Source organism: Lentzea sp. NPDC092896 (assembly GCF_044754905.1).
GTDB lineage: Bacteria > Actinomycetota > Actinomycetes > Mycobacteriales > Pseudonocardiaceae > Lentzea.
Map to the genome: position 1 here is coordinate 481,270 of NZ_JBIVPX010000001.1, position 22,215 is coordinate 503,484.

General features: G+C 69.7%; 18 protein-coding genes. 11 read left to right on the forward strand and 7 right to left on the reverse strand.

Annotation, left to right across the window (positions count from 1 at the left end):
- Nucleotides 1-3: 3 nt before the first annotated feature.
- A complete protein-coding gene (locus ACIQF0_RS02495) occupies nt 4-969 on the reverse strand; it encodes a hypothetical protein (protein WP_401023671.1) in 966 nt (321 codons plus the stop codon).
- Nucleotides 966-1,460, reverse strand: a complete 495-nt coding sequence (locus ACIQF0_RS02500; RefSeq protein ID WP_360030999.1) for a SigE family RNA polymerase sigma factor — start codon at nt 1,458-1,460, stop codon at nt 966-968. The genes ACIQF0_RS02495 and ACIQF0_RS02500 overlap by 4 nt, the downstream gene beginning before the upstream one ends.
- A 238-nt stretch (nt 1,461-1,698) precedes the next feature.
- Here ACIQF0_RS02500 and ACIQF0_RS02505 point away from each other — a divergent pair, with 238 nt between their 5' ends.
- The gene (locus ACIQF0_RS02505; RefSeq protein WP_401023673.1) at nt 1,699-2,235 is read left to right on the forward strand and encodes a hypothetical protein; all 537 of its coding nucleotides are present in this window, start codon (nt 1,699-1,701) and stop codon (nt 2,233-2,235) included.
- Here ACIQF0_RS02505 and ACIQF0_RS02510 read toward each other — a convergent pair.
- Entirely contained in the window at nt 2,230-3,108 is an 879-nt protein-coding gene (locus tag ACIQF0_RS02510; protein WP_401023674.1) for an SAM-dependent methyltransferase, read from the reverse strand. The two genes, ACIQF0_RS02505 and ACIQF0_RS02510, sit on opposite strands and share 6 nt — an antisense overlap.
- Before the next feature lie 527 nt (nt 3,109-3,635).
- Here ACIQF0_RS02510 and ACIQF0_RS02515 point away from each other — a divergent pair.
- Genes ACIQF0_RS02515 through ACIQF0_RS02525 form a run of 3 tightly spaced genes read left to right on the forward strand, consistent with a single transcriptional unit; the run spans nt 3,636 to nt 7,335 of the window.
- Nucleotides 3,636-4,130, forward strand: a complete 495-nt coding sequence (locus tag ACIQF0_RS02515; protein ID WP_401023676.1) for a hypothetical protein — start codon at nt 3,636-3,638, stop codon at nt 4,128-4,130.
- Entirely contained in the window at nt 4,127-5,041 is a 915-nt protein-coding gene (locus ACIQF0_RS02520) for a hypothetical protein (protein ID WP_401023678.1), read from the forward strand. Before ACIQF0_RS02515 ends, ACIQF0_RS02520 begins: the two co-directional genes overlap by 4 nt.
- Complete coding sequence (locus tag ACIQF0_RS02525) at nt 5,041-7,335, forward strand: hypothetical protein (protein WP_401023680.1); 2,295 nt, start codon at nt 5,041-5,043, stop codon at nt 7,333-7,335. The genes ACIQF0_RS02520 and ACIQF0_RS02525 overlap by 1 nt, the downstream gene beginning before the upstream one ends.
- Here ACIQF0_RS02525 and ACIQF0_RS02530 read toward each other — a convergent pair.
- From ACIQF0_RS02530 to fxsA, 4 genes are read right to left on the reverse strand one after another with little or no spacing between them, the layout of a single operon-like run.
- Complete coding sequence (locus tag ACIQF0_RS02530) at nt 7,274-8,404, reverse strand: hypothetical protein (protein ID WP_401023682.1); 1,131 nt, start codon at nt 8,402-8,404, stop codon at nt 7,274-7,276. The genes ACIQF0_RS02525 and ACIQF0_RS02530 overlap by 62 nt on opposite strands.
- The gene (locus ACIQF0_RS02535; RefSeq protein WP_401023684.1) at nt 8,404-9,381 is read right to left on the reverse strand and encodes a hypothetical protein; all 978 of its coding nucleotides are present in this window, start codon (nt 9,379-9,381) and stop codon (nt 8,404-8,406) included. Before ACIQF0_RS02535 ends, ACIQF0_RS02530 begins: the two co-directional genes overlap by 1 nt.
- Nucleotides 9,382-9,394: 13 nt before the next feature.
- Nucleotides 9,395-13,045, reverse strand: coding sequence for an FxSxx-COOH system tetratricopeptide repeat protein (gene fxsT, locus ACIQF0_RS02540; RefSeq protein ID WP_401023686.1), 3,651 nt, complete (start codon nt 13,043-13,045; stop codon nt 9,395-9,397).
- Between the two features lie 23 nt (nt 13,046-13,068).
- Entirely contained in the window at nt 13,069-13,239 is a 171-nt protein-coding gene (gene fxsA / locus ACIQF0_RS02545; RefSeq protein WP_360030984.1) for an FxSxx-COOH cyclophane-containing RiPP peptide, read from the reverse strand.
- Between the two features lie 212 nt (nt 13,240-13,451).
- On the opposite strand from fxsA, the gene ACIQF0_RS02550 reads away from it, so the two are divergent.
- From ACIQF0_RS02550 to ACIQF0_RS02580, 7 genes are all read left to right on the forward strand, one after another.
- Nucleotides 13,452-14,543: an FxsB family cyclophane-forming radical SAM/SPASM peptide maturase gene (locus tag ACIQF0_RS02550; protein ID WP_401023687.1), complete on the forward strand. Its 1,092-nt coding sequence runs from the start codon at nt 13,452-13,454 to the stop codon at nt 14,541-14,543.
- Complete coding sequence (locus tag ACIQF0_RS02555; protein ID WP_401023688.1) at nt 14,540-15,751, forward strand: aKG-HExxH-type peptide beta-hydroxylase; 1,212 nt, start codon at nt 14,540-14,542, stop codon at nt 15,749-15,751. Before ACIQF0_RS02550 ends, ACIQF0_RS02555 begins: the two co-directional genes overlap by 4 nt.
- Before the next feature lie 264 nt (nt 15,752-16,015).
- Nucleotides 16,016-18,799, forward strand: a complete 2,784-nt coding sequence (locus ACIQF0_RS02560; RefSeq protein ID WP_401023690.1) for an AIR synthase-related protein — start codon at nt 16,016-16,018, stop codon at nt 18,797-18,799.
- Complete coding sequence (locus ACIQF0_RS02565; protein ID WP_401023692.1) at nt 18,796-19,464, forward strand: phosphoribosylformylglycinamidine synthase subunit PurQ; 669 nt, start codon at nt 18,796-18,798, stop codon at nt 19,462-19,464. The genes ACIQF0_RS02560 and ACIQF0_RS02565 overlap by 4 nt, the downstream gene beginning before the upstream one ends.
- An 87-nt stretch (nt 19,465-19,551) precedes the next feature.
- Entirely contained in the window at nt 19,552-20,640 is a 1,089-nt protein-coding gene (locus ACIQF0_RS02570) for a serine hydrolase domain-containing protein (RefSeq protein ID WP_401023694.1), read from the forward strand.
- Between the two features lie 66 nt (nt 20,641-20,706).
- A complete protein-coding gene (locus ACIQF0_RS02575; protein WP_360030972.1) occupies nt 20,707-21,204 on the forward strand; it encodes a hypothetical protein in 498 nt (165 codons plus the stop codon).
- Nucleotides 21,201-22,196 (forward strand): hypothetical protein, encoded by a 996-nt coding sequence (locus ACIQF0_RS02580; RefSeq protein ID WP_401023696.1) that lies wholly within the window; start codon nt 21,201-21,203, stop codon nt 22,194-22,196. Before ACIQF0_RS02575 ends, ACIQF0_RS02580 begins: the two co-directional genes overlap by 4 nt.
- Nucleotides 22,197-22,215 lie beyond the last annotated feature (19 nt).

Below are 22,215 nucleotides of genomic sequence, written 5' to 3' on the forward strand. Positions count from 1 at the left end.
CCGTCATCGCGGAATGAACGTCACCTCCCACTCGCCCGTGGTGCGCTCGGGAATCACGGTGATCTTCACCTGCTGTCCCTCGGAGACCTGGAGCCCGTGTCGCGTCGTCCAGCCGTCGGGCCCGGTCTGGGTGCTGCCCACGGAGTAGGACCAGGTCGAGTAGTCGATGACCTCGACGTCGTTGATGAGCACCCTAAGCCTGCCGGGCGTGTTCATCTGCGCCTGTATCAGGTTGTTGCCCGGCCATTCGGCGGTGATCTCCTTCCGCGCGGCCGGGTCCGCCGCGTCGGACCGCACCTCGATCGCCGGCTCCGCGAAGCCCGGCCTGAGCGTCTCCAACGTCTGCGGGCGTGGTGGGAACGGGTACTCGCTCACCGATACCGCCTCGCCGATACCGAGGGCGAACGAGCCGTTCTCCGGCAGCGGCAACACCGGCGGAGGGCCGGGGGTGCCGGGGGTGCCGCTGCCCTGCTTGCCGTCGATGGTCAGCGTGACGACGGACGGCTGTCCCGGCACGACGCCCAGGGCGCCCCAGTCGGTGCTGGTCGCGGAGCCGCAGGTGTTGCGGTCCTCGAACGAGTGGCCGTTGACGGTGGTGCTCATGAGCAGCTGCTCGTTCGGCCCGATGTCGCACTTGGTGAACATCATGAGGTCCAGCGACCTCGGCACGAACCGCACGGTGACGCTGGTCGACGGCAGATCTCCCCAGGACTGCGTGAGCAGCCGCGTGCCGTACTGGTACTCCGGCAGACTGCGTGGCGGGACAGCGGGTTCGGGCTCCGCAGGACGGGGGAGCAGCGCGTAGACGATGCCGACGAGCGCGAGCACGACGAAGGCGGCCCCGGCGACGGCCCGGCGGCGCTTGGTCGCCGCGACCCTGGCCCGCACACCGGCCATCCGCGCTTCGTGAGAGGAGTCGGCGAGCGCGGCGCGGTCGCGCAGCACCTCGCTGAGGTCCGTCAGGTTCATCGCCGCACCCCTTCGAACGTGATCGTGTCGTCGAGCCGAAGCTTGGCGAGCGCCTTGCTGGCCTGGCTCTTGACCGTGCCGACGGAACAGCCGAGCAGCCCGGCCACCTGCACCTCGGTGAGGTCCTCGTAGAACCGCAGCACCAGCACGGTGCGTTGCCTGCGGGGCAACCGGCCCAGCGCCTGCCAGAGCCACTCGCGCTCGTCCACCGCGTTCTGCGGGGACTCACCCGGTCGTTCCGGCAGGTCGGCGGTCGGTTCCTCACCTCTCCACCGGCGCCGCCACCAGGTGGCGTGGGAGTTCACGATGATCCGCCGCACGTACGGTTCCGGATCGCCGTCGATGCGGTTCCAGGACCGCCACGCCCGCGCCAGGGCGGTCTGCAGCAGGTCCTCCGCGTGCCCCGCGTCCCGCGTCAGCAGAAAAGCCGTCCGCAGCAGCCGTGGCGACGCGATCGCCACGAACTCCTCGAACCCCTCAGGTGAGCGCACCACTTCACGGCCTTTCGCCTCAGTCCGTCATGGGCTCCTACCAGTCGGGCCACCCGAATGGTTGCCTGCCGCGACGATCCGATTCCGCGATGATGGCGGATCCGCCAGGGCGCTGGAACTCGGCTCCGCGGCCGCGAGCGGGGCGTGAGCCTTCTAGATCCTTTGTGGACCGTCTGTAACAAGCCGATGAGGCCGTTCGACACCCACGACACGAGAGCTGCCACGAGTGGAGGTCGACATGTCGAAACCAGGAGACCTCAGGCGAAAGTTGCGGAACCACATCGGTGCGACGGTCGCCATCTCGCTGATGGCCGTCGGCCTGCTCCAGTTCGGCGCGTCCGGTTTCCTCGCCGAACTGGCCGACGGCAAGTTCAAGCCGGGCGTCGAGGAGTACCTCCGGTTCGGACAGTTGTACTGGGGCGCCCTCCTGATGTCGCTGACACTCACGCTCGCCGTTGCCTCGTGGACACTTCCGCCGCTGTTCGACATGACGCAGAACTTCGCGTTGCCGGGGTTCGTCGTCGTCGGCGGTGCGTTTCTCCTCGCGAACGCCACCCGCCCTGCCGTCGTCGGCTCGGTGACGCAACCCCTCGGGCGAGCGGACGTGGTGATGCAGCCCACCGGTGGCGGCTACGTCGGCGCACTCGGCGGAGCACTCCGCGTCTTCGTCAGCCACTACGGAGAGGCCGCCGTCGGGGGTCTGGTCGTCGGGCTGGCCGGCGGGCTGATCGTCCACCTGGTCGCGGAGTACCTCGTCAAAGGCACCGTGTCATGACGGTCGCTCCGGCCGAGGTACGACGCCCGCGGAGTTGAGCGTCGCCGCCGCGAGCCACGCGGCCGGCACCGGCGCGACCGACCTGCCGTGCCCGATCGCGGGATCCACGCCCGCGTGCGCGTTCGCCCGCCAGCCCGCGGCGCCCAGCCAGTCCGCGATGTCGTCGCGGGCCGAGCGGAACGTCACGCCGTACTTGTCCAGGCCACCGCGCACCTGCGTGCCCTGCTCGCTGAGCATGGAGACCTGCAGGTGCTCGAGGAACAGGTGGCTGCCGGGCGCGGACAGCGCCGTCACCGCGGCCAGCAGCGCGTCACCCTCCTGCGGCGTGAGGTACATCAGCACGCCCTCGACCAGCCACGCGGTCGGCTGGGCGTGGTCGAAGCCGGCCGTGCGCAACGGAGCCGTCCAGTCCGTCGTGAGGTCGGCGGCCACCCCGATCCGTTCACACGCGGAGGTCAGGCCGGATCGCGCCACCAGCGCCGTCTTGAACTCCGTCATGTCCGGCAGGTCCAGTTCGAACCAGCGGGTTCCCGGCGGGCACGGCAGGCGCGCCGTGCGGCCGTCCACGCCCGCCGCGAGGGTGACGACCTGCCGCACGCCGCTGTCCAGCGCGTCCCCGATCCGGTCGTCGAAGTACCGGGTGCGCACCACGTGGTACGACGGGAAGCCGCTGGAGGTGACCTTCATCTGCTCGATGAACGCGGCCACGGCGGGGGACGTCGGGTGGTCCTTCAGTTCGGCGAGGAGGAAGGTCGCCAGCGGGTCGGTGAACAGCGGCCGCGGGTGCTCGGCCTCCCGGTGCCGCACCCAGGCGGTGTAGAGAGCGGTCTGGCTCAGGCCGTCAGCCGGGATCTTCAGGTCGTGTTGCTGCAAGTGGGTCCCCCGAATCAGTGGACAAGCCGTTGCCCCGTGTTACTCCGGTAGTCCGTTCGGGGTCAATTGACGGCCTCTTCAAGGCGAAGCTATCGAATTTGCGCGTAAACACGTACACGATCGGTGTCGCGGCGTTACGCGGGTGGAAGCGGGAACGACATGCAGGGCGTGTGCGCTGACGAATTCGGACGTGGGGAGGTCGCATGCCCGGCCGGGTGACGCTCCTCCTTCTGCTGTTCCTGTTGACCGGATGTGGTTCCGCCCCAACGGTTTCCGACGCCGCCGTCGCCCATTGCGCGGCCAAGGGGAGGCAGTCGGAAACGTTGGAGGCCGCCGTCGCGTTGAAGCTCGCGGATTCCACGTCTTTTGGAAATCGGGTGGTGGTGGGCGGTAAAACGCTCTCTTTCGACGAATGGCGGGATCAACGTCGGGCGGATTTCGTCAAGGCCTGCAACGCTCTCGCGGAGCCGGTGATGAAGCCCGCGTCGCCGAGTTCGACGCCAGGCTGGGTGTCCACCCTTGTCACGGTGGCGACGAGCCTTTTCTCCGCACTGGTCGGTGCGTGGCTGGCCTGGTTCTCCGCGAACCGGCGTGAGGACCGCACGAGGGGCAAAGCGCAGGCGGTCTCGTTGCGCACGGCCGCCAGTGAGTTCGTCGCCGCCGTGCGCGAGTACTGCGACGTCCAGCTCAAGGGCAGCACGGACGGCACTCCACCGTCGGCCGCGGCGCTGTGGCGCAAGCGCGACCTGCTCGCCAACCAGTTCGCGGTGACGGCGTTGCTGTGGCCGGACTGGACGGCACCGAAACTGTTGCGAGACGAGACCATGGCGTTCGGCGACGACGTGGCGAGCGGCTGGCAGTTCGACCGGGACCGGACCGAGCTGCGACCCCGCGCCGCCGCACTGAACGCGGCGGCCGCGAAACTCGACGGCAGGGCCGAGGTGCTCGCCCGCGCGCTGGAACGTCCCGCCGACGCGGGGAAGCTGTTCGCGCCCGAGTTCGGTGAGGGGGCGCGCGCTTGAACCCCTACCTCGTTCCGCTCGGTGGCGACGGCCCCGGCCCGCTCTGTCCCCACACCGATCCGACGCACGAGGACTTCTACGTGCCGGTCGACCACACCCTGGTCGCGTTCGAGCAGTTCAAGGCCTCGATCGGGAACGCGGCGAAGATCAGGGCCAACGGACGGCTCGTGGTGGCGCTCGGCTGGGACGGGTGCGGCAAGAGTTCGTTGCTCAACCGGTGCGCCACCCACCTGAAGTCCGTTCTGCGGCAGGACGACGGCCAATGCCTGGTGTTCTCCTTCGTGGACGCCTGCCGCGACAGCGATACCGTCGAGGAACGGGAGAAAGCGGTCTACCAGTGCCTGATCGACGAGCTGGAGAACCGCGACATGCTCCTGCCGAAACATCGGGAGGAGCTGCGGGAACGCACGCTCAAGCTCAAATACCGCTATCTGAGCAACTTCGTGCTCGGCAACACCGCCGTGGTGATTCTTCTGCCGCGCACCGACCTTGAGCAGGAAGTCGAGAGCTACGCGCATTGGACGCACCGCAACCTCGTGTTCCTCGCGGAAAGCCGCCAGGTGGAGGCGGTGCGGGTGCACTGGGCGAAGATCAGGAGCGCCAGCCAGGGATCGGTCCCCATCCAGCTGGAGGTCGGCAAACTGGAGCCGGACGACGGATGGGCGTTCGTGCAGGCGCGCAACGGCCACCGATCGGATGGCGAGGTTTACCCGTTCGTGTCAAAAGAAACGATACGTGCGGTGATCGCGGCGAAAGAGTTCTCGATCGGTGAGCTACACAATCTCCTCTTCCGGCTGTTCGAGGAGATTCTGGCTGAAGGCGCGAATTCGGGTCCGTTAGGCTCCGGCCTGACGGGCGAGGTGACCTACAACACCATCACTGATTTCTACTTCAGGCGGGGAACGACGTGATGAGCGAGCATCCGGGTCCAGCCCCCAGTGACAATCCGTTCCTCATGGCCGCCGTCGCGAAGCCGCGCGAGTTCAAGGACGGCACGGTCTCGATCCCCACGCCGTCCATCACCGAGGCCATCAGCATCGTCGACAGCTTCCTGCGGCCGTCCACGCTGCCCGCCGGGACCGTGATCGCCGTCGTCGGCGAGTACGGCACGGGAAAGAGCCACCTCGTCGGCGCGGTGCTGCACCACGCCCTGAGCGTGCCGGAGGAGTGGCGTCCGAGGGTCGCGTTCCTGGAGGCGAGGCCGGCGACGTTCGTCGACCTCTACAAGCAGCTCATCGGTTCGGAACTGCGCCGTGACGACGTTTGCGCGCGCGTGCGGGAGCTTTACGCCGACGTGCTCGCCGACGCGCTGGGGGAGTCGGAGCTCACCGCCGAGATCGCGGTCCTGTTGCGGGGCGGTGAGGTCGACCCCGTCGAGGTCTCCGACCGGCTGAACCTCATGGGCAGCAAGTACCTCGCGAGCCTGCGTCAGCGGTTGGAGGCGGTGACCCGCAACCGCGCGTTCGGCATCGTCCTGCCCCTGTTGCTGCGGCACGACTTCGCCGACGCCGCCTGGGAGTGGTTGTCCGGCCACCACCCGGATCCCGTGCTGGTCGACCGCGGCGTCGACACCCCGATCGCCACGGAGGAGCTCGCGCTGGAGGCCATGGGCGTCATCGCCCTGCTCTACAGCACGCGCGGGCAGAAGTTCATGCTGGCCGTCGACGAGATGAACAAGGTCGTGTCGGCCACCCGGAAACCGAGCGAGAACGCCGTCGACGCGTTCGAGAAGCTGATCAAGGTCTTCGCGGGCGCGCAGGCACTGCTGGTGCTCGCCGGACTGCCCGACTACCTCGACGAGCTGGGCGGCACGGTGCAGCAGCGCATCGGCCGCACGATCCTGATCTCGCCGCTGACCTCCGAGAACGCGATCGAGTACATCCGGCAGAGCCAGGAGGCGATCGGCCGCGGCCGGGTGCTGCACCCGTTCACCGAGGACACCGTGCGGTACCTGGTGAAGCTCACCGACGGCAACGCGCGCCGCATCATCAGGCTGTGCAGCCATCTCTACCGCCACGCGATGGACCTGAGCCCGCGCGACCCGTCCAGGGCGCTCGTCACCGAGGCCATGGTGCGCAAGGTCGCCAGGGAGCAGGCGGGCGCGCGCACCACCGACCACGTGCGCAACGAGATCCGCCAGGTGCTGGCCGCGCTCGGCCTGAACTACGAACGCGACCACTGGATGGATCCGCAGACGGACTCGCGGGCCGACTACTGGGTGCCCTACGGCGACGAGGAGGGCGCCGGCTGCGCCCTGGTGCTCACCGACGCCGTGCTGACCCAGGGCGACTGCGACGCGCTCGTCGGCAGGGCGACGTTCCTGCAGACAGCCGCCGAGCAACGGCAGGTGCTGCTGATCGTCGTGGGCCTGCTCAACGCCGACTTCGTGACCGAGCTGGGCGAGGCGTTCAGCGAGGAGCCGATCTCCTACGACCACTGGACGTTCACCGAAACGCTGTCGTCGGTGCTGGAACGGCAGCTGCGGATGCTCGACCGCGACGACACGCTGGTGCTGGGCGAGGAACGGTTCCGGCGCCTGGGCAGGCAGCAGGCGAACACCCAGCGGATGCTCGAACAGGCGCTGAAGACGTTGACCACCATGCGTTCCTCGTCGGAACGCTCGCTCGGCCAGATCCAGCGCGAGCTCACCGAACTGAGCACCGCTGACCGGACGGCCCACGCGCCCGAGTCCCCGCCGTTGCGCCTGCCACCGCCGGTGATGGTGCTGTTCACCACCGCACAGTCCCTTCTGGACGGACTGGACCAGGTCGACGCGACGCTGCGGACGATGTTCGCGGCCGCCGCCGGTGACGCCGCGAACGCCATCGACGCGCGGGTCGCGGTGCGCGGGCAGCTGCGGTCGCCGCACCTGTTCTCCGCTGTCGGGGTGGGCGCGATGCTGCGCACGTTGCTGATCACGTTCCGGGACAGCATCAACGAGTGGTACCGCTCGTACGTGCCGAGCTCGTCCGGCGGCCCCTACCCGGTCGACAAGGACCGGCTCAGCGCGCTGTGCCGCGCGTACGACACGGTCTACGAGTACGTGCCGTTCTACCGGCTCGAAGATCTCGACGGGTTCGGCCCGCACCTGGTCGACGGCTCCGTGCTGCTGCCGCCCCAGGTCGGTGAGGCGCAGGAGGTGTTCAACCTTCTGAGCGGCCAAGTCCAGGCGGCCGTGCTCGACTCGGTGGGCGAGGGTCGATGAACCGGCGCACCAGGGCGTCGCTGTAGTTCTCGCAGAACCCGGTGAACACGCCGTGCAGGGTGTTGATCACCAGGATGGCCGGCGCGACCACGGCCGCGGTGCCGGGGAAGTCCGGTTCCAGCAACAGGACCAGGATGATCGCGGTGATCCCGTTCTGCTGCGCGAACGCGATGTAGGTGCGGTCCCTGCGCCCCAGCCCGCCCGTGATCACCAGCCCCACCAGCACCTGCGAGCCGAACGCGGCCAGCCCCAGCACAACGCCCTGCGGCACCAGGACACCGCCGACGAGCAGGAACCCCAGCAGCACCGAGGCCGTCAGGAAGGCCGCCTGCGTGATCCGGTCGAGCACGGCCGCGATCGGTGGCCGTGCCACCAGACCGACGATCGCCACTCCGAGCAGCAGGAACTGCCACACGCCGACCGCGAGCACGGCCGCCACGAGCACCAGCTGGGCCACCAGCCGCACGCGCTCGGGCCTGATCCTCGACAGCAGCCACCACAGACCGACACCGGCGGCGGCGAACAGGAGGTTCGCGATCACGTTGGTGCCGAAGGAGAACAGCCCACCCCGCGCCAGCGCCCCGCCCGTCGCACCCTGCGCCCGCAACGCCAGCGCGGAGAGGTAGATGGTGAGCAGCATGGTGATCGGGTCGTCGAACGCCGCCCACGCCGCCAGCACGCTCTTCGCCCGCTTCGACAACCGCGACGAGCCCATCGCCGCCGCCGTGGACAGCGGGTCGATCTGCGCGACCGCGATCCCCAGCACCAGGTACGCGGGGGAGGAGAACGCGAGCCACATGACCGTCGTGATCAGCGCGGCTTTCACCAGCACACCCAGGGTCACCGCGGTGACGACGATGCGCAGGTGCCGCCGGACGTCCGCGACGTCGATGCCGAAAGTGCTGTTGTACAGGCCGATCGCGAGCAACGCCGTCGCGGCGGTGAAGTACCAGCCGGACGAGGGGAGGTCGTCCAGGCCGGTGCCGCGGGCCAGCGCCCAGCCGACGCCGACGGCCACCAGGAGCAGCAGCAGGCGCCGCATCGTCGCGCTGAACGCACCGGTCGTCATCACAAGGACCGGACGGTGACGCCGAGTCTGGCGATCTTGTCGTCGGACGGCGAGACCTCGTTCTGGTTCAGCGTGACGCCGACCAGGTACTGGCGCGCCCGCACGCGCAGGTAGTAGATCGCGCCCTGCTCGACGTCCAGCACCGCGCGTTCCAGCTTGCCGCCCAGCGCCTGGCGGCACATCCGGCCGAACTGCGTGACGATCGAGGGCAGGCTGCCGCCCAGCGCGTCGTAGAACCGCCGGCGTTGCGCGATGCTGATGCTCTCGTTGAAGAACCGGCGCACCTTCGGGTCCTCGAACACGTCGACGGTGAACACCGGTTCGTCGTCGACCCACCACGACACGAGGTGCAGGTCGCGCGGATCGACGACCTTCTGGCACTGCTCGGGGACCGGGCCGCCGAGGTTCCCGGAGGTGTGCACCGCACCGGGTGGCGCGACGGGCACCAGCGCGGGATCGGCGTCCGCGTCGGGCAGCCGTTCGGTGAGCCAGCCGCCCAGGTTCAGGGCCTGCCTGGACAGCCTGAGCCGCAACGAGGTCGCCACCTCGGTGGTGCGCTTGTCCGCGACGCGCACCGCCGGGATCTCGCTCCACGTCACGGGTTCCGGCTGCTCCTCGGTGCGCAGGAACGCGATCACGTGCTGGTCTGGCACCACCGAGTCGCAGTACACCGCGCCGGTGGCGGCCTGCAGCACCACCCTGATCAACGAACCGGTGCGCACCGGGAGCAACTCGCGCTCCAGTTCGCTCACGAAGGTGCTGAGCCGGCGCGCGGTCCGCACGTACTCGTCGCGGTCGCACTCCGGATGATTCGGTTCCCGGCCCAGCACGTCGACGGTGATGTCCATCCGCCCGTCCGTGTAATGCCCGAGGTGGCACAACAGGTGTTCGCCCGTCATCGCCTCGTGCATCGTCTCCACGACGTCGTCCCACGTGGCGTCGACGTGCGGCCCTTTGTGCACATGTGGTCCAGTCACTTCAACCGCCTCCTCACATCTCCGGTACGTCGAGCACTACGCATTGCCATTCGTTCGCGGACGCGTCCAGGTTCGCCGCCGCGGTCGTCGTGGTCGGATGCATCGCCCCGAGGTATTCCACGCAGTCGTCGTGCACGTCCACGAGCAGCTGCCGGCCGAGGTCGGTGTCCGAGGTCCGCCCGAGCACCACGGCGTGCGCGAGACGTCCGGCCAGCGCCCACGGGTGCACGTCGCCGAGCCTGGTGATCAGACCGGCACGGGCCTCCTTGACCGACAGCAGTGCCACTTCGGGCACGTTTCCCAGCCAGTGCTGGAAGATCGCGTGGTCGAGCTGGCACATCAGGGAGAACGCGTGGAACGGCCCGGTGCGTTGCCAGTAGCCGTTCAGACACTCGCGCGCCTGGGCGACCGCGACGTCGAACTCGCCCACCGCGAAGTGGTCCGCGGCGAAGCTGAGCTTGCACGCCCTCGTGTCGGGGTGGTCCTCGCCGAACGTCTGGCGGTACTCGGTCAGCACCTCCCACGTCGCGGCCTTCGCGTTGGAGCTCTCGCCCCTGCGCCGCAGGATGATCGCCTGGTTCCACTTGATCCGCAGCAGGTGCCGGGGCGCCCCCGGCAGCTGCGCCACCCGCTGCTTGGCCGTCTGCAGCTCGCTCCACGCCTCGTCGTAGCGGCCCAGCTCGCGCAGGTAGGTGCCGATGCTGCAGGCCGACCACCAGACGTCGAGGTGGTCGGGCCCGAGCACCTCGCGCCTGCGGTCCCTGTTGGTGCGCTGCACCTCCAGCGCCTGACCGGGCTCGCCGGCGAGGAACAGCGACTGGGCCAGGTTGTTGGTCGCCCGCAACGTGTCCGGGTGGTAGTCGCCCAGCACCCGGCGCAGTCCCCGCACGGTCGCCTGTTCCTCGATCAGCGCTTCCGTGAACAGGCCGAGCACCCGTTGCCCGTGCGCCACACCGCGTGCGGTGCGCAACGTCCTGGGGTGTTCACGGCCGAGGATCCGGCGCTGGTCCGCGAGCAGCCTCTCGTCGACCGTGAGCGCGTTGATCGGCTGGTCGAGGTACCGGTAGAGGTTGCCGAGGTGGAACCGCAACCGCATGCGCAGGCCCGGCGCGTCCTCCTCCGGCCAGCGCTCCAGCAACTGCTCGCACAACGCGGTGGCGAACAGCCACGCCTCCTGATCGCCCTCGCGCAGGAAGTGGCCCATCTGACTGACCAGCCAGCGGCGCACCGGAAGGGAGTCCGACAACGGTGCGCCGCTCGGCACGATGTGCTTGCCCAGCTCCCGCAACTCGCCGGCGCACGCCTGGTCGAGTTCGCTCTCGGACGGCGCGATCACGGCGAGCCCTTCTTGCACGGCCGTGCGGATGGCGGAGAGTTCCTCGTCGGACGCGAGCGCGGCGATGTGCGAGAGAAGCAGCGGATGCGCGGCCACCGTGCCCGGATGGCGCCACGAGACGTGGAACATCCCGTAGCAGACGCCGTGCCACAGGATGCCGTCGAGTTCGACGTCGTCCAGCGAATCGGACACCGCCGCGAGCAGGGAAACCTTGTGCAGCAACGACAGTGCGATGCCGTCGGGGGAGAGGAACGAGCACACCCCGGCGACCCTGAGCACCGAACGCCCGAGTTCGTGCTGCTGCAGGGTGTTCACGGTCAGCTGGACCGTGCGCGGAATGGCCGGGCCGTCGCCGAGCGCGTCGGAGAGGGCGCAGAACTCCTGTGCCGCACGGATCTCGGCGTTCTCCCTGGAGTCGGCCTGCTGTCGCGCCAGGCGCGCCGTCTGGACGATCCACGCCCGCGCGAGCCGCAACGCGAGCGGCTGGTGCGCGACGCGGTCCGCGACCTCGCGGAGATCCGCCTCCCCCACGTGGTCGAGGGAGGCGCGCAGGTACTCGACGCTGTCGTCCGGCGTGAACGGGCCGAGGGTCACGGCGTCCACGTCGGCGGGCCGCGACCGCGAGGTGACGACGACGTGGCCGCAGCCGCGCGTGGGCACCAGTCCGTCGAGCACCCCCGGCTCGTCCGCGCCGTCGTAGACGAGCAGCCAGCGCTTGGACTCGTCGGACCTGCCGAGCAGGTCCAGCACCTTCTGGGTGACCTGGTTCTCCGCGGGGACGCCGAGCACGCGCGCCAGCTTCGCGAGGCTCTCCGTGATCGTCATCCGGTCGGCCGCGGGGATCCACCAGACGTGCTCGTAGTCGAACTCGAACCGGTGGGCGTACTCCTTGACCAGTTCGCTCTTGCCCACGCCGTCGGCACCGGTGAGCCACCACGTGCGCGGCAGGTCCGCTCCGGCGAGGTCGTCCCGCATCGCCTCCAGCTCGGCGCCCCGTCCGGCGAACAGGCCGAGCCTGGGCGGCAGGGTGCGCTGGTTCCTGCTGACGGCACGGGGAAAGCGGGTGCCGGAGCCGGCCGGGCCCGGCACGAACGAGAGCGCTTCGAGCACGCGGGTGCGGGAGGTGATCTCGTCCACGCCGGCCAGCGGCACGTGCGTCGCCGAGGCCAGTCCTGGCGGCAGTCCGGTCTCGTCGACGGTGATCGCGATCGTCCTGCCGCCGGCCGTCGAGGGTGGCAGCGGGTGCTTCGAGCAGATGCGCACGAGCGTGGTGCCGGGGACCTCCGTGCTGTCGGCCACCTGCGCCCCGGCGACGATCAGCTGCGAACGCACCCAGTCCGCCCACGGCCGGTCCCGCGGCGCCCACTCCAGCGCGACGAGGGTGGGCAACAGGCCGACACTGCGCCGGTAGCTCTCCAGCAGGTCCACCGTGAGCGTGCGCGGTGGTCCGGCCGCTGTGCCACCGAGGGCCGTGACGAGTCGTTGGTACGCCTCCGGCTGTGCGGGGTCGTCGCCTGCCAGCACGGCGAGCGTCTCCGCGAGCGAACTGGCGTCGTGCGGCGGGATTCCCACCACCTCGGCGGACATGGTCCTGCCGAACTCGTCCGTCTCGTGGGTGAGCAACGAGTGGAACGCCGCGCCGACGACGGTGAGCGTGCGTTCGGCCTTGTCCTTGTCCGTCTCGTCGTGACGCACCGGCACGGCGAGCACGCGGATGCTGACCGGGGCGGCGTCCCAGACCTCGCCCGCGAACCACGCGGCCTGCCGGATGCTGCTGTTCAGCGGCTCGAAGCAGAGCGCGACCACGTCGCACAGGCGCGCCATCTTGGCGGCGAGCTCCGGCGACAGCGGGGCGGGTGAGTCGATCAGCACGTGGTCGTAGACCGAACGCTGGATGCCCGCGCGCAGCGTCTCGATCTCGCCGAGGTCGCGGTCGGCCGGATCGAACCCGCGCACCGGCGTGCCCGGCTCGGGTGAGGCGAGGACGTCGATCCGCCCGAGGCCGCCCGGCAGTTCGTAGCGCCGCGCCTCCATCCGCGGGTAGACCTTCTCGTCGAAGAGCAGGTGCCGCGCGGGCGTGCTGAACCTCGTGTCGTCCAGTACCTCGTCGAGCAGTTCCTGGACCGTCAGCACGCGGGTCTGGAACGGCTGGAGGTAGTCGTGCACGTGCGGGGCGTCGCTGCCCCAGTCCGCGATCGCCACGCGCCTGCCCGCCGCGGCGAGCGTCCACGCGACGTTCGCGACCACCTCGGTGCGCCAGACGCCGTTCGTCGGCGACGCGAACGCGACGATCCTCGGTTTGCCGGGCGGTGGTCGATCGTCGGTCATCCTCGCTCCACGGTGAGCTCTCGTCAGATCGTGTTCTGGAAGGCCGCGTAGTGGTCCGCGTTCGACGCGTTTTCCCGCAGCACCCGGTGGAGAGATCTGGTCAGAACCGACGACGGCAGTGCGTCGAGCTGATCAAAATCCACCCCGCTCAGATCGACCAGATCAGACTTCAGGCTGGCGTGCTGCTCCGTCATGCGTCCGGCACCGTCCCATCTCCGCCCCTTTGCGGTGCCAGACAATAGTAGAGTCTCGGAGTGGCCTTGACGTGTTAGCGGGCGACCCAATCTAATTGGGTGGATTCTTCACTCCGATGAGTTTGGTGTCCGGCATTATCGGGGGAGCCGCGAGGTGTGTCGATCGGCCACCTGGGCGGAGATTCCATCAATCGTGGCGGAAGCGGTGCGGCATGGGGCGACCATTCCGGCAGGTGATCCTCAAGATGCACGCGCGGTGCGATCTGGCGTGCGATCACTGCTACGTCTACACGATGCGGGACCAGCGCTGGCGGCTGCGCGACCGCACCATGTCGCCGGAGATCGTGCGTCAGGTGGCGCTGCGGATCGAGGAGCACGTACGCGCGCACGGGCTCTCCGAAGTCGAGGTGGTGTTCCACGGCGGTGAGCCGTTGCTGGCCGGTGTGGCGCGTCTGGCCGAGGCCGTGCATGTCATCGGGGCGGTGGCACCGGTGCGGTTCGCGATGCAGACCAACGGTGTCCTGCTCGACGCACCGACCGTTGATGTGCTCTCTGACCTGGGAGTTCGTGTTGGTGTGAGCCTCGACGGCGACAAGGAGGCGCACGACCGGCACCGTCGCCGCCCCGACGGCAGCGGCAGCTACGACGCGGCGGCCGCGGCGGTGCGCCTGCTCGCCGGACGGTCGATCTACGGCGGCCTGCTCTGCACGATCGACCTCGCGAACGACCCGGTGCGGACGTACGAGGCGTTGCTGCCGTTCGCGCCACCGGTCGTGGACTTCCTGCTGCCGAACGCGAACTGGTCCTCGCCACCGCCCGCCGGGTCCTACGCGGACTGGCTCATCGCGGTGTTCGACCGCTGGTACTCCGGCGGTGAGACGCAGGTCAGAGGCTTCGCGGAGATCATCAACGTGCTGCTGGGCGGACGGTCGGCGGTCGAGGGCTTCGGCACGTCCGCGCCCGCCACGGTGGTGATCGAGACCGACGGCGCCATCGAGGTCTCGGACATGCTGACCTCGGCGTTCGAGGGTGCCGCCGCGACCGGTCTGGACATCGGCTCCTCGTCACTGGACGACGCGCTGCGCGCCCCCGGCGTGATCGCCCAGCAGAACACGCGTCTGTCCGCCGCCTGTGAGGCCTGTGACCTGCGCGAAGTGTGCGGAGGCGGGGTTTACGCGCACCGCTACCGGGCCGGCTCGTTCCTGAACCCGTCCGTGTACTGCGCGGACCTCTACGCCCTGATCTCGCACGTGAGAGACCGCCTGACGCGGGACGTCGCGGCCTTGTCCAGGGCCGCGCGATGACCACGCACGAGATGGATCCGGCCATGTTCGCCGCACTGGCGAGGGGAGGCGGCGGACCGGCCGCCGTGGCCTTGCTCGCCGAGGTGCGCCGCAGCCGGACCCTCCTGCTCGTCCACGCCATGGTCGACCTGGCCGAGCGCGCCCGCCACCCGGCCGCCGCCGTGGCCAGAACCGCGTACGAGCAGCTCAGAGCCGTGCCGACGGCGGCGATGTGCGCTGTTCTGGACTATCCGAGGGTGGGCGCGTGGGCGGTGCGCACGACGGCGCGGTTGCAGGCGGGAGCAGCCGCCGCGCCTGATCAGCTGGCCGCCGTCCTGGCCGCCGCACGGGTCCGCGCCGGCGTTGACGGCGTGGTGGAGATACCAGGCGCGGTCGCCGTGGTGCTGCCGTCGTTGGGCACGTTCCGCCCCGTGACCTCACGCCCGGTGCGCGTCGTGACCACGGCGGGAGGCAGTTTCGCGTCCGACGGCGTGGCGCACAGCGACCTGTCCGGCGCCACCGAGCACTGGCGGCCGGTGGGCCGGCTGCACGCCGAACACGACGGCCTGAGGCTGACGCTGGTGGTCGACGGCACCGGCGAGCAGAACCTCCCCGACCAGGTCCGCGCCCACGACACCCTGCCGTTGGGGGAGGAAAGCCGCTGGTGGGAGCGCCTCTCCGTGGCCTGGTGCCTGCTCGTGGAGCGGCACCGCCCGGTGGCGGAGGAGGTCGCGGCGACGCTGTCCGTGCTCACCCCGCTCTCCACGTCCGGCTCCGGCCACGCCGCGCTGACCTTCGCGAACGCGTTCGGCTGCGTCGCGATGTCCCTTCCGGACGACCCGCGCGTGATGGCCGTGGCGCTCGCGCACGAGGTGCAGCACGGCAAGCTGTCCGCGTTGCTGGACCTGTTTCCTTTGGTCGACAGCCTTTCCCCGCGCCGCATGAGCGTGGCCTGGCGCAGGGATCCCCGCCCACCCGTCGCCGTTCTGCAGGGCGTATACGCGCATCTCGCCGTGTCCGCTTTCTGGAGTCGGTACGACGACCGGGAAGCACGCGCGGAATTCGACCGCTGGAGTAGCGCCACCCGCTCCGCGATCCGTTCTTTGGCCGCGTCCGGGACGCTCACCGAGTTGGGTGAGATTTTCGTGGAACAGATGCGTCTGGTGACCGATGAGTGGGCTGATTCTCGCGATCAATGCCAATGGGTGGACAAAAAGTTGCCAATCTGAATTCCGGTCCACTCGGAATTCGGCGAGTCATATCATCTTCTGCACGTCGCTCGCCAGGGTCCCCCGACTCGGGGAACGGTGGCGAGCCTTTTTCGCGCGTGTGAGTGACGCGCGTCGCGCTCCGCCGATGCGGGTCGGAACGGCCTCACCGCCTAGGGTGCTGCATGTGTCGCAGTGCGGCCTCGCCCGGTTGCCTGGGTGCCTGCTCGAGCGCGGTCGCCTCCCAGGACAATTGGCTCCGACCGTTCAGCTCCAGGAGGATTGTTGATCCACAAGTTCTCGGTTCGCTCCGCGGGCATCGCGGAGCCCGACATCCGTGAGCTCGGCCGATCGTGGGAGCTCGACGACCTCGAGGTGTGGCGCGACTACTACGTCGAGTTCGAGGGCGCGCCGGACCCGGCCGCGCTGACCGAGGTGGCCGCCGTGCTCGGCGACCAGCTCGACGTCGAGGTCTCGCTGGACCAGCCGTTGGACGCGGGCGCCGTGCAGGTCGCCTACAAGCGCGGCGTGGTCGACAACGAGAGCGACTCGATCATCACCGTGTGCGGGCTGCTCGGCGTGAAGGCCAGGGCCGGCAAGGTCGCGACCAGCTACCGGTCGGCGTCGCCGAAGCTGCGGGACCTGATCGCCTCGACGCGGTTCAACGCGACGATCGAAGAGCTGCACGACGAGGAACCGCACTACGACACCCTCGTGCCGCAGGGCCACTACGAGTCCGCCGCGCAGTACGACCTGCGCGGGCTCGACGACGCCGGGCTCACCGAGCTGGGGGTGGCCGGGGGCCGCAACCTCTCGCTCGTCCAGATGAAGCACGTGCAGCACGTCCAGCAGACGCTCGGCGACGAGTTCGTCACGGACGTCCTGCTGGAGGCGCTGGACGCCCGCTGGAGCGACCACTGCGCGCACACCACGTGGAAGTCGCTGGGCAGTCTGCTCGGCAGGCTCGTGCAGGCCGCGAAGGACGTCGACAACCCGAACGTGCTGAGCATGTTCCACGACAACGCGGGCGTCTGGGACTTCTACGACGGCCACGCGATCGCCATCAAGGCCGAGACGCACAACGGTCCGTCGGCGATCTCCGGCTACTTCGGCCAGCTGACCAAGCTCGGCGGCGTGCTGCGCGACATCCTCGGTACCGGTCTGAGTGCAGACCCCATCGGCAGCTTCGAGTACACCGCGATCGGTGAGCCCGAGGCGCCCGCGCCGATCAAGGGCCGCCCGGACGCGCGCAGGCTCGCCGGCGAGACGATCCGCGCGATCAAGGAGTACGGCAACACGTTCGGCGTGCCGATGATGTCGTCGCGCATGACGTTCCACCCCGCGTACCGCGCCAAGCCGTTCGCGCTCGGCGGCAGCATCGGCCTGCTGCCCGTGTCGGCGGCGCAGCGCGGCACGCCGCGGCCCGGCGACTTCGTCGTGCTGATCGGCGGCCTGACGGGCAACGAGGGCATCCACGGGGCGTCCGCGAGTTCCGCCGGCGCCGTGATGGACACCGCCGCCGTGCAGATCGGCGCGCCGCTGGAGCAGGTCAAGTTCCGCAAGGCGCTGATCGAGCTGCGCGAGGCGGGCTGCATGAGCGCGCTGACCGACGTCGGTGGCGCCGGCCTGAACTCCGCCGTCGGTGAGATCGGCGAGGCGTGCGGCGTGTGGATCAACACCGCGCTGGTGCCGTTGAAGACCGCGGCGCTGCCGATGTGGCGGATCCTGCTGTCCGAGTCGCAGGAACGCATGCTGCTCGCCGTGCCGCCGGAGCACCAGGAGCGGGCGAAGAAGATCCTCGACCGCCACATGGTGCGTTCGACGGTCATCGGCCGGTTCGCGGACACGGGTCGCTACCACGTGTTCCACGCGCCGGATCTGACCGAGGAGGCCCTGATCGCCGCCGCGCCGGACGCCGTTCCCGCGCACCAGGGCGAGCTCGGCTTCGACGTGGCGTACGACCTGCTCGACATCGAGGTCGAACGGTTCGAGGTCGGTCCGCCGCCGCGTCCGTCCGACGTGGTCGAGTGGCCGGAGCTGGCTCCGACGCAGCTCGCCGGGCTGCTGGAGGAGGTCGTCGCCGACGCGGAGGTCGCCTCCCAGCACTTCGCCGACTCGCAGTACGACTCCACGGTCCAGGGCAACACCTGGTACGGCCCGCACTACGGCACCGAGAACTCGGTCCGCACGGCCTACTGGGCGGGCACGCCGGTCAACGGTTCGCAGGCCGCCGCCGTGCTCAACACCGCGTTCAACCCGTGGATGTTCGACGCGGACCCGGTCGCCGCGACCCGTCAGATGTTCTGCGCGGCGATCGCGGGCCAGGTGCTCGCGGGTGTCGCCGTCAAGGACATCTGCATGTGCGACAACTTCTACACCCCGCACCTCTCGCCGCACTGGCGGGAGTGGCTGGTCGGCATGGTCGACGAGCTCGCGGTGCTGGTCCGCCACTTCGGCGTGCCGCTGATCTCGGGCAAGGACTCGTCGGCCGGTTCCGTGCAGACCGACGAGGGGCTCGTCAGCGTGCCGCCCGCGGTGTTCCTGTCCGCGCTGGGCAAGGTTCCGCACACCGACGACCTGCTGCGCGAGCAGTGGACCACGGCGGGCAACGTGCTCGTGCGCATCGGCCTGGCCACGGGCTCCCCGGTCGGCACGGTCGCCGCGCGCAAGCTCGGCCTGCCGATCGGCGCGCTCGACGACCTGGAACTGTCCGATGTGGACAGCTACCTGGCCGCGCTCACCGCGAGCAGGGCCCTGCTGCGCAGCGGTGCCCGCATCGGCGCCGGCGGCGTCGCGGGTGTGCTCGCCCAGGGCGTGCTCGCCAGCGGCATCGGCGTGAAGCTGGAGTCCGCGACCACCGAGTCGCTCTTCGCCGAACACCGCGTCGGCGCCGTCGTCGAGGTCGCCCCCGAGGACGTCGCCGCGCTGCCCGCCGAGCTCAACCCCGTCGTCCTCGGCGTGCTCGAAGGCACGCTGGAGGGCACCGGAATCGTGCTCGAAGGCATCGACCTGTTCGCTCCGGCCGCGCGCGACGGCTGGCTCAACTCGTTCACGGCGAGGATCGCATGAAGCCGACCGTCAACGTCCTGTACCTGCCCGGCACCAACTGCCAGGAGGAGACCGTCCGAGCGTTCGCCGAGGTGGGTGCCGAGCCGAGGATGAGGTTCGCGGCCGACCTGCTGGCGGGCACCGAACGGCTCGACGACGCCGACATCCTCTGCATCCCCGGCGGGTTCTCGTTCGGCGACCACCTCGGCGGTGGCGCGGTGGCGGCGGCGTTGCTGCGCAGCCATCTCGCGGACCAGTTCGAGGCGTGCCGCACGCGTCCGCTGCTCGGCATCTGCAACGGGTTCCAGATCGCGGTGCGCGGCGGCTGCTTCGGCAAGGTCGGCCTGAAGGTCAACAGCGCCGGCACGTTCCGCAACGAGGAGAACCAGCGGCACGTCGTCGACACCGACAACGACAGCCCGTGGCTCACCGGCCTGGGCGGTCAGACCCTCACCTTCCCGTGCGCGCACGGCGAAGGCCGCTTCGACCCGGGCAGTGAGACCGAGGGCTACCGCGTCGCACTGCGGTACGAGAAGGACTCCAACCCGGACGGGTCGTTCGAGGACGTCGCGGGCATCACGAGCGCCGACGGCCTGGCGTTCGGCCTGATGGACCACCCGGAGCGGGCGATGGACCGCGAGGTCCGGCTGGCGTTCTTCGCGAACGGCGTGCGCGCGGTTCGCTAGCGGTAGAACGACTTGGTGCTGGCCCTACCGCGAGCGCGGGGGCCAGCGCCATGGTCGTGCGCCATCGTTCGCGGCACGGTGGTGATCATGAAGTCACTCCTGATCGCCGCCATGGTCGCGGTGACGCCTTTACCGCCGCTGCAACCGGAACTGCTGCACGCGGCCATCGCCGACCTGGAACATCCGGTCGTGACGTCGGCGCAGCTGAGGGTCTCCGGTGAGGCGGGCCGCTGGTACGGCGCCGAAGGCCTGGCCGATCAACGGCGCGCGGTCCGGCCGGACGACCGGTTCCGGATCGGCAGCGTCACCAAGGTGTTCGTGGCGACGGTCGCGCTGCAGTTGGTGGCGGAACGCGAACTCAGCCTGGACACGAAGGTCCGGCACTACTTCCCCGACCTGCCGGAGTCCATCGACGCGGTGACGGTGGGGCAGTTGCTCAACCACACCAGCGGAATCCCGAACGAGGTCGGCTACCCCGACCTGAGCACGCCGGAGAAGGTCCTCGCGCACCGGTACGACAAGTGGACACCCGAGCAGCTCAGGGCGTTGGTCCCGCCGACAGAGCCCAAGTTCCCGGCGGGCACGAAGCAGGAGTACCGGGGCATCAACTACCTGCTCGCCACGATGGTCATCGAGAAGGTCACCGGCCGCGATCTGGCGCAGGAAGTGGAAAAGCGCATCACCCGGCCGCTCGGCCTCACCAGGACCTACGTACCGGGCCGCGACGAGACGCGGATCCGCGGCGCGCACGTCCACGGCTACCTGAACGTGCCGGGCCAAGGCCTGGTCGACGTCAGCGACTACAACTCCTCCAGGGCCCACGGCGAAGGCGACATGGTCTCCACGACCGGCGACCTCACCAGGTTCAGCGCCGCCCTGTTCGACGGCCGGCTGGTGCGGAAAGACCTGCTGGAGAAGATGTTCACCGTGCCGAAGGTGTCCATGGTGGACGGTTCGCCCGCCTCGTACGCGACGGGCCTGCAGACCTTCACGATCAACGGCGTCGAGGTGTGGGGCAAGACGGGGGAGTGGTACGGCTTCAACGCGGGCGTGTTCTCGACGCGGGACGGGCAGCGGCGCATCGCGTACTCGTTCACGCCGACGGTCCGCGACAGCTCGCAGCAGCAGATGACGCTGAGGATCGCGAACGCCGTCACCAGCCCCGCGACCGGGTGATCTCGACGCCCTGAAGCGGTTCGTTCGGGCTGTAACGCTCTGCCCGGCGGGGTGGATGAACCTGCCATGGGTTTGGTCACGGTCGAGGGAAACGACGTCAGGTTCAGCGAGACGGTGACACGCATCGCCGACTCGCTGAGCCCGCTCGGGCCCGCCGGGCGGTGCGTCGCCGAGTCGTACGCGTTGAACACCGAGATGCGCCGGGTCGGTGAGTCGAAAGCCGCGCACGACAAGGAGATCAAGCTGGCGTTGCTGGACCAGCGCCGCCGCGAGTCCTCCACCACCCTGCGCCAGATGCAGAAGCACCTGGGCAGGGCGGACCGCAGTGCCGCGGCGCTGCGGGAGTGCATGGTCAACATGCAGCGCGAGACCGTGAAACCGGGGCTGGCCCTGGAGGAACGCCGTGCCTACATCGACCTGACCTCGCACTTCACCACCATGCTCGTTCAGCACCACGCCGACCTCACCGGCGGCGTCGCGAACGTCATCGACAAGGTGCTCAACGGCTCCGGCGCGGCCGCGCTCGCCCCCGCCGGCCGCAGGCCCGGCCGCCACCGCCGGTGAGCCGCGACCGGAGCGGCTGCGGCGGCTGCGCGCTCGCGTTCCTCGTCCTGTTCTTCGGGTTGCCGCTGGCGATGGTGCTGGTGTCACCGGCGATCGCGGCGCGCATCGTCCTCGACGACGTCCCCGAACACGCGGTCTACCTGCGCGAGTGGCTGTGGGGCGCGGCCGTGTCGCTGCCGCTGGGCGTGCTGCTGGTCCGGTTCGCGCTGAACAGGAACGGCCGGCTGCGCGGCTCACCGGTGCTGAAGCGCTGGCCGGGTCTGCTCCTGCGCGGCGTGACGCTGCTGGCGTCCATGAACGCCTTCGTGTTCCTGATGAAGAAGCCTTCCGTCCCCGGCGAACACGTCATCGACGACGGCATGTCGCTCTTCGTCGGCGCGGCGCTGACCGGCGTCGTCGTGCTCGTCGTGATGGCGTTGTGGGACCGCCGCCCCCGCCGCGTCACCGTCGAGGAGGTGCGTGCCGCGGCCGCCGAGGCCGACCGCACGCTGAAACGGGTCCGCGCCGAGAACGCCCGAGTGCGCCGCCAGGCCGAACAGGTGCAGGCCCGCCTGGTCAAACTCCAGGCCAGGAACCCGGCACGGCCCGACGTCGAGTTCCACTCCCTGCGCGTCTTCCACCGCGAGTCGTACCAGTGCGCCGACACCGCGCACCTGGCCTACGGGTCCGCGCAGACCTCGTTGCGCACCATGGCGTTCGTCGTCCGGCACGCCCGAGTCGCACCGCTCCAGCTCGTGGTGAGCAAGCAGGCCCGCGCCGAGATGCGCGCCGCCGCGGCACATCTGCAGAGGTCGCAGGGCGAGCTCCGGTCGCAGGTCGACCAGGGGCTCGACATGGTCCGCACCCTGAACGCCAACACGTCCGAACTCAAGCACGAGATCCGCGACAACTGCGGCCGGCAGGGCCGCGAGTGGTTCGAGGCGCTGGAGGAACGCGTCGAACAGGCCCGCGAAGAGCGCCGGGTGGCAAACCGCTTTGGAGGCGGTCAGTAATCTCCTCGCCACAGCCTCA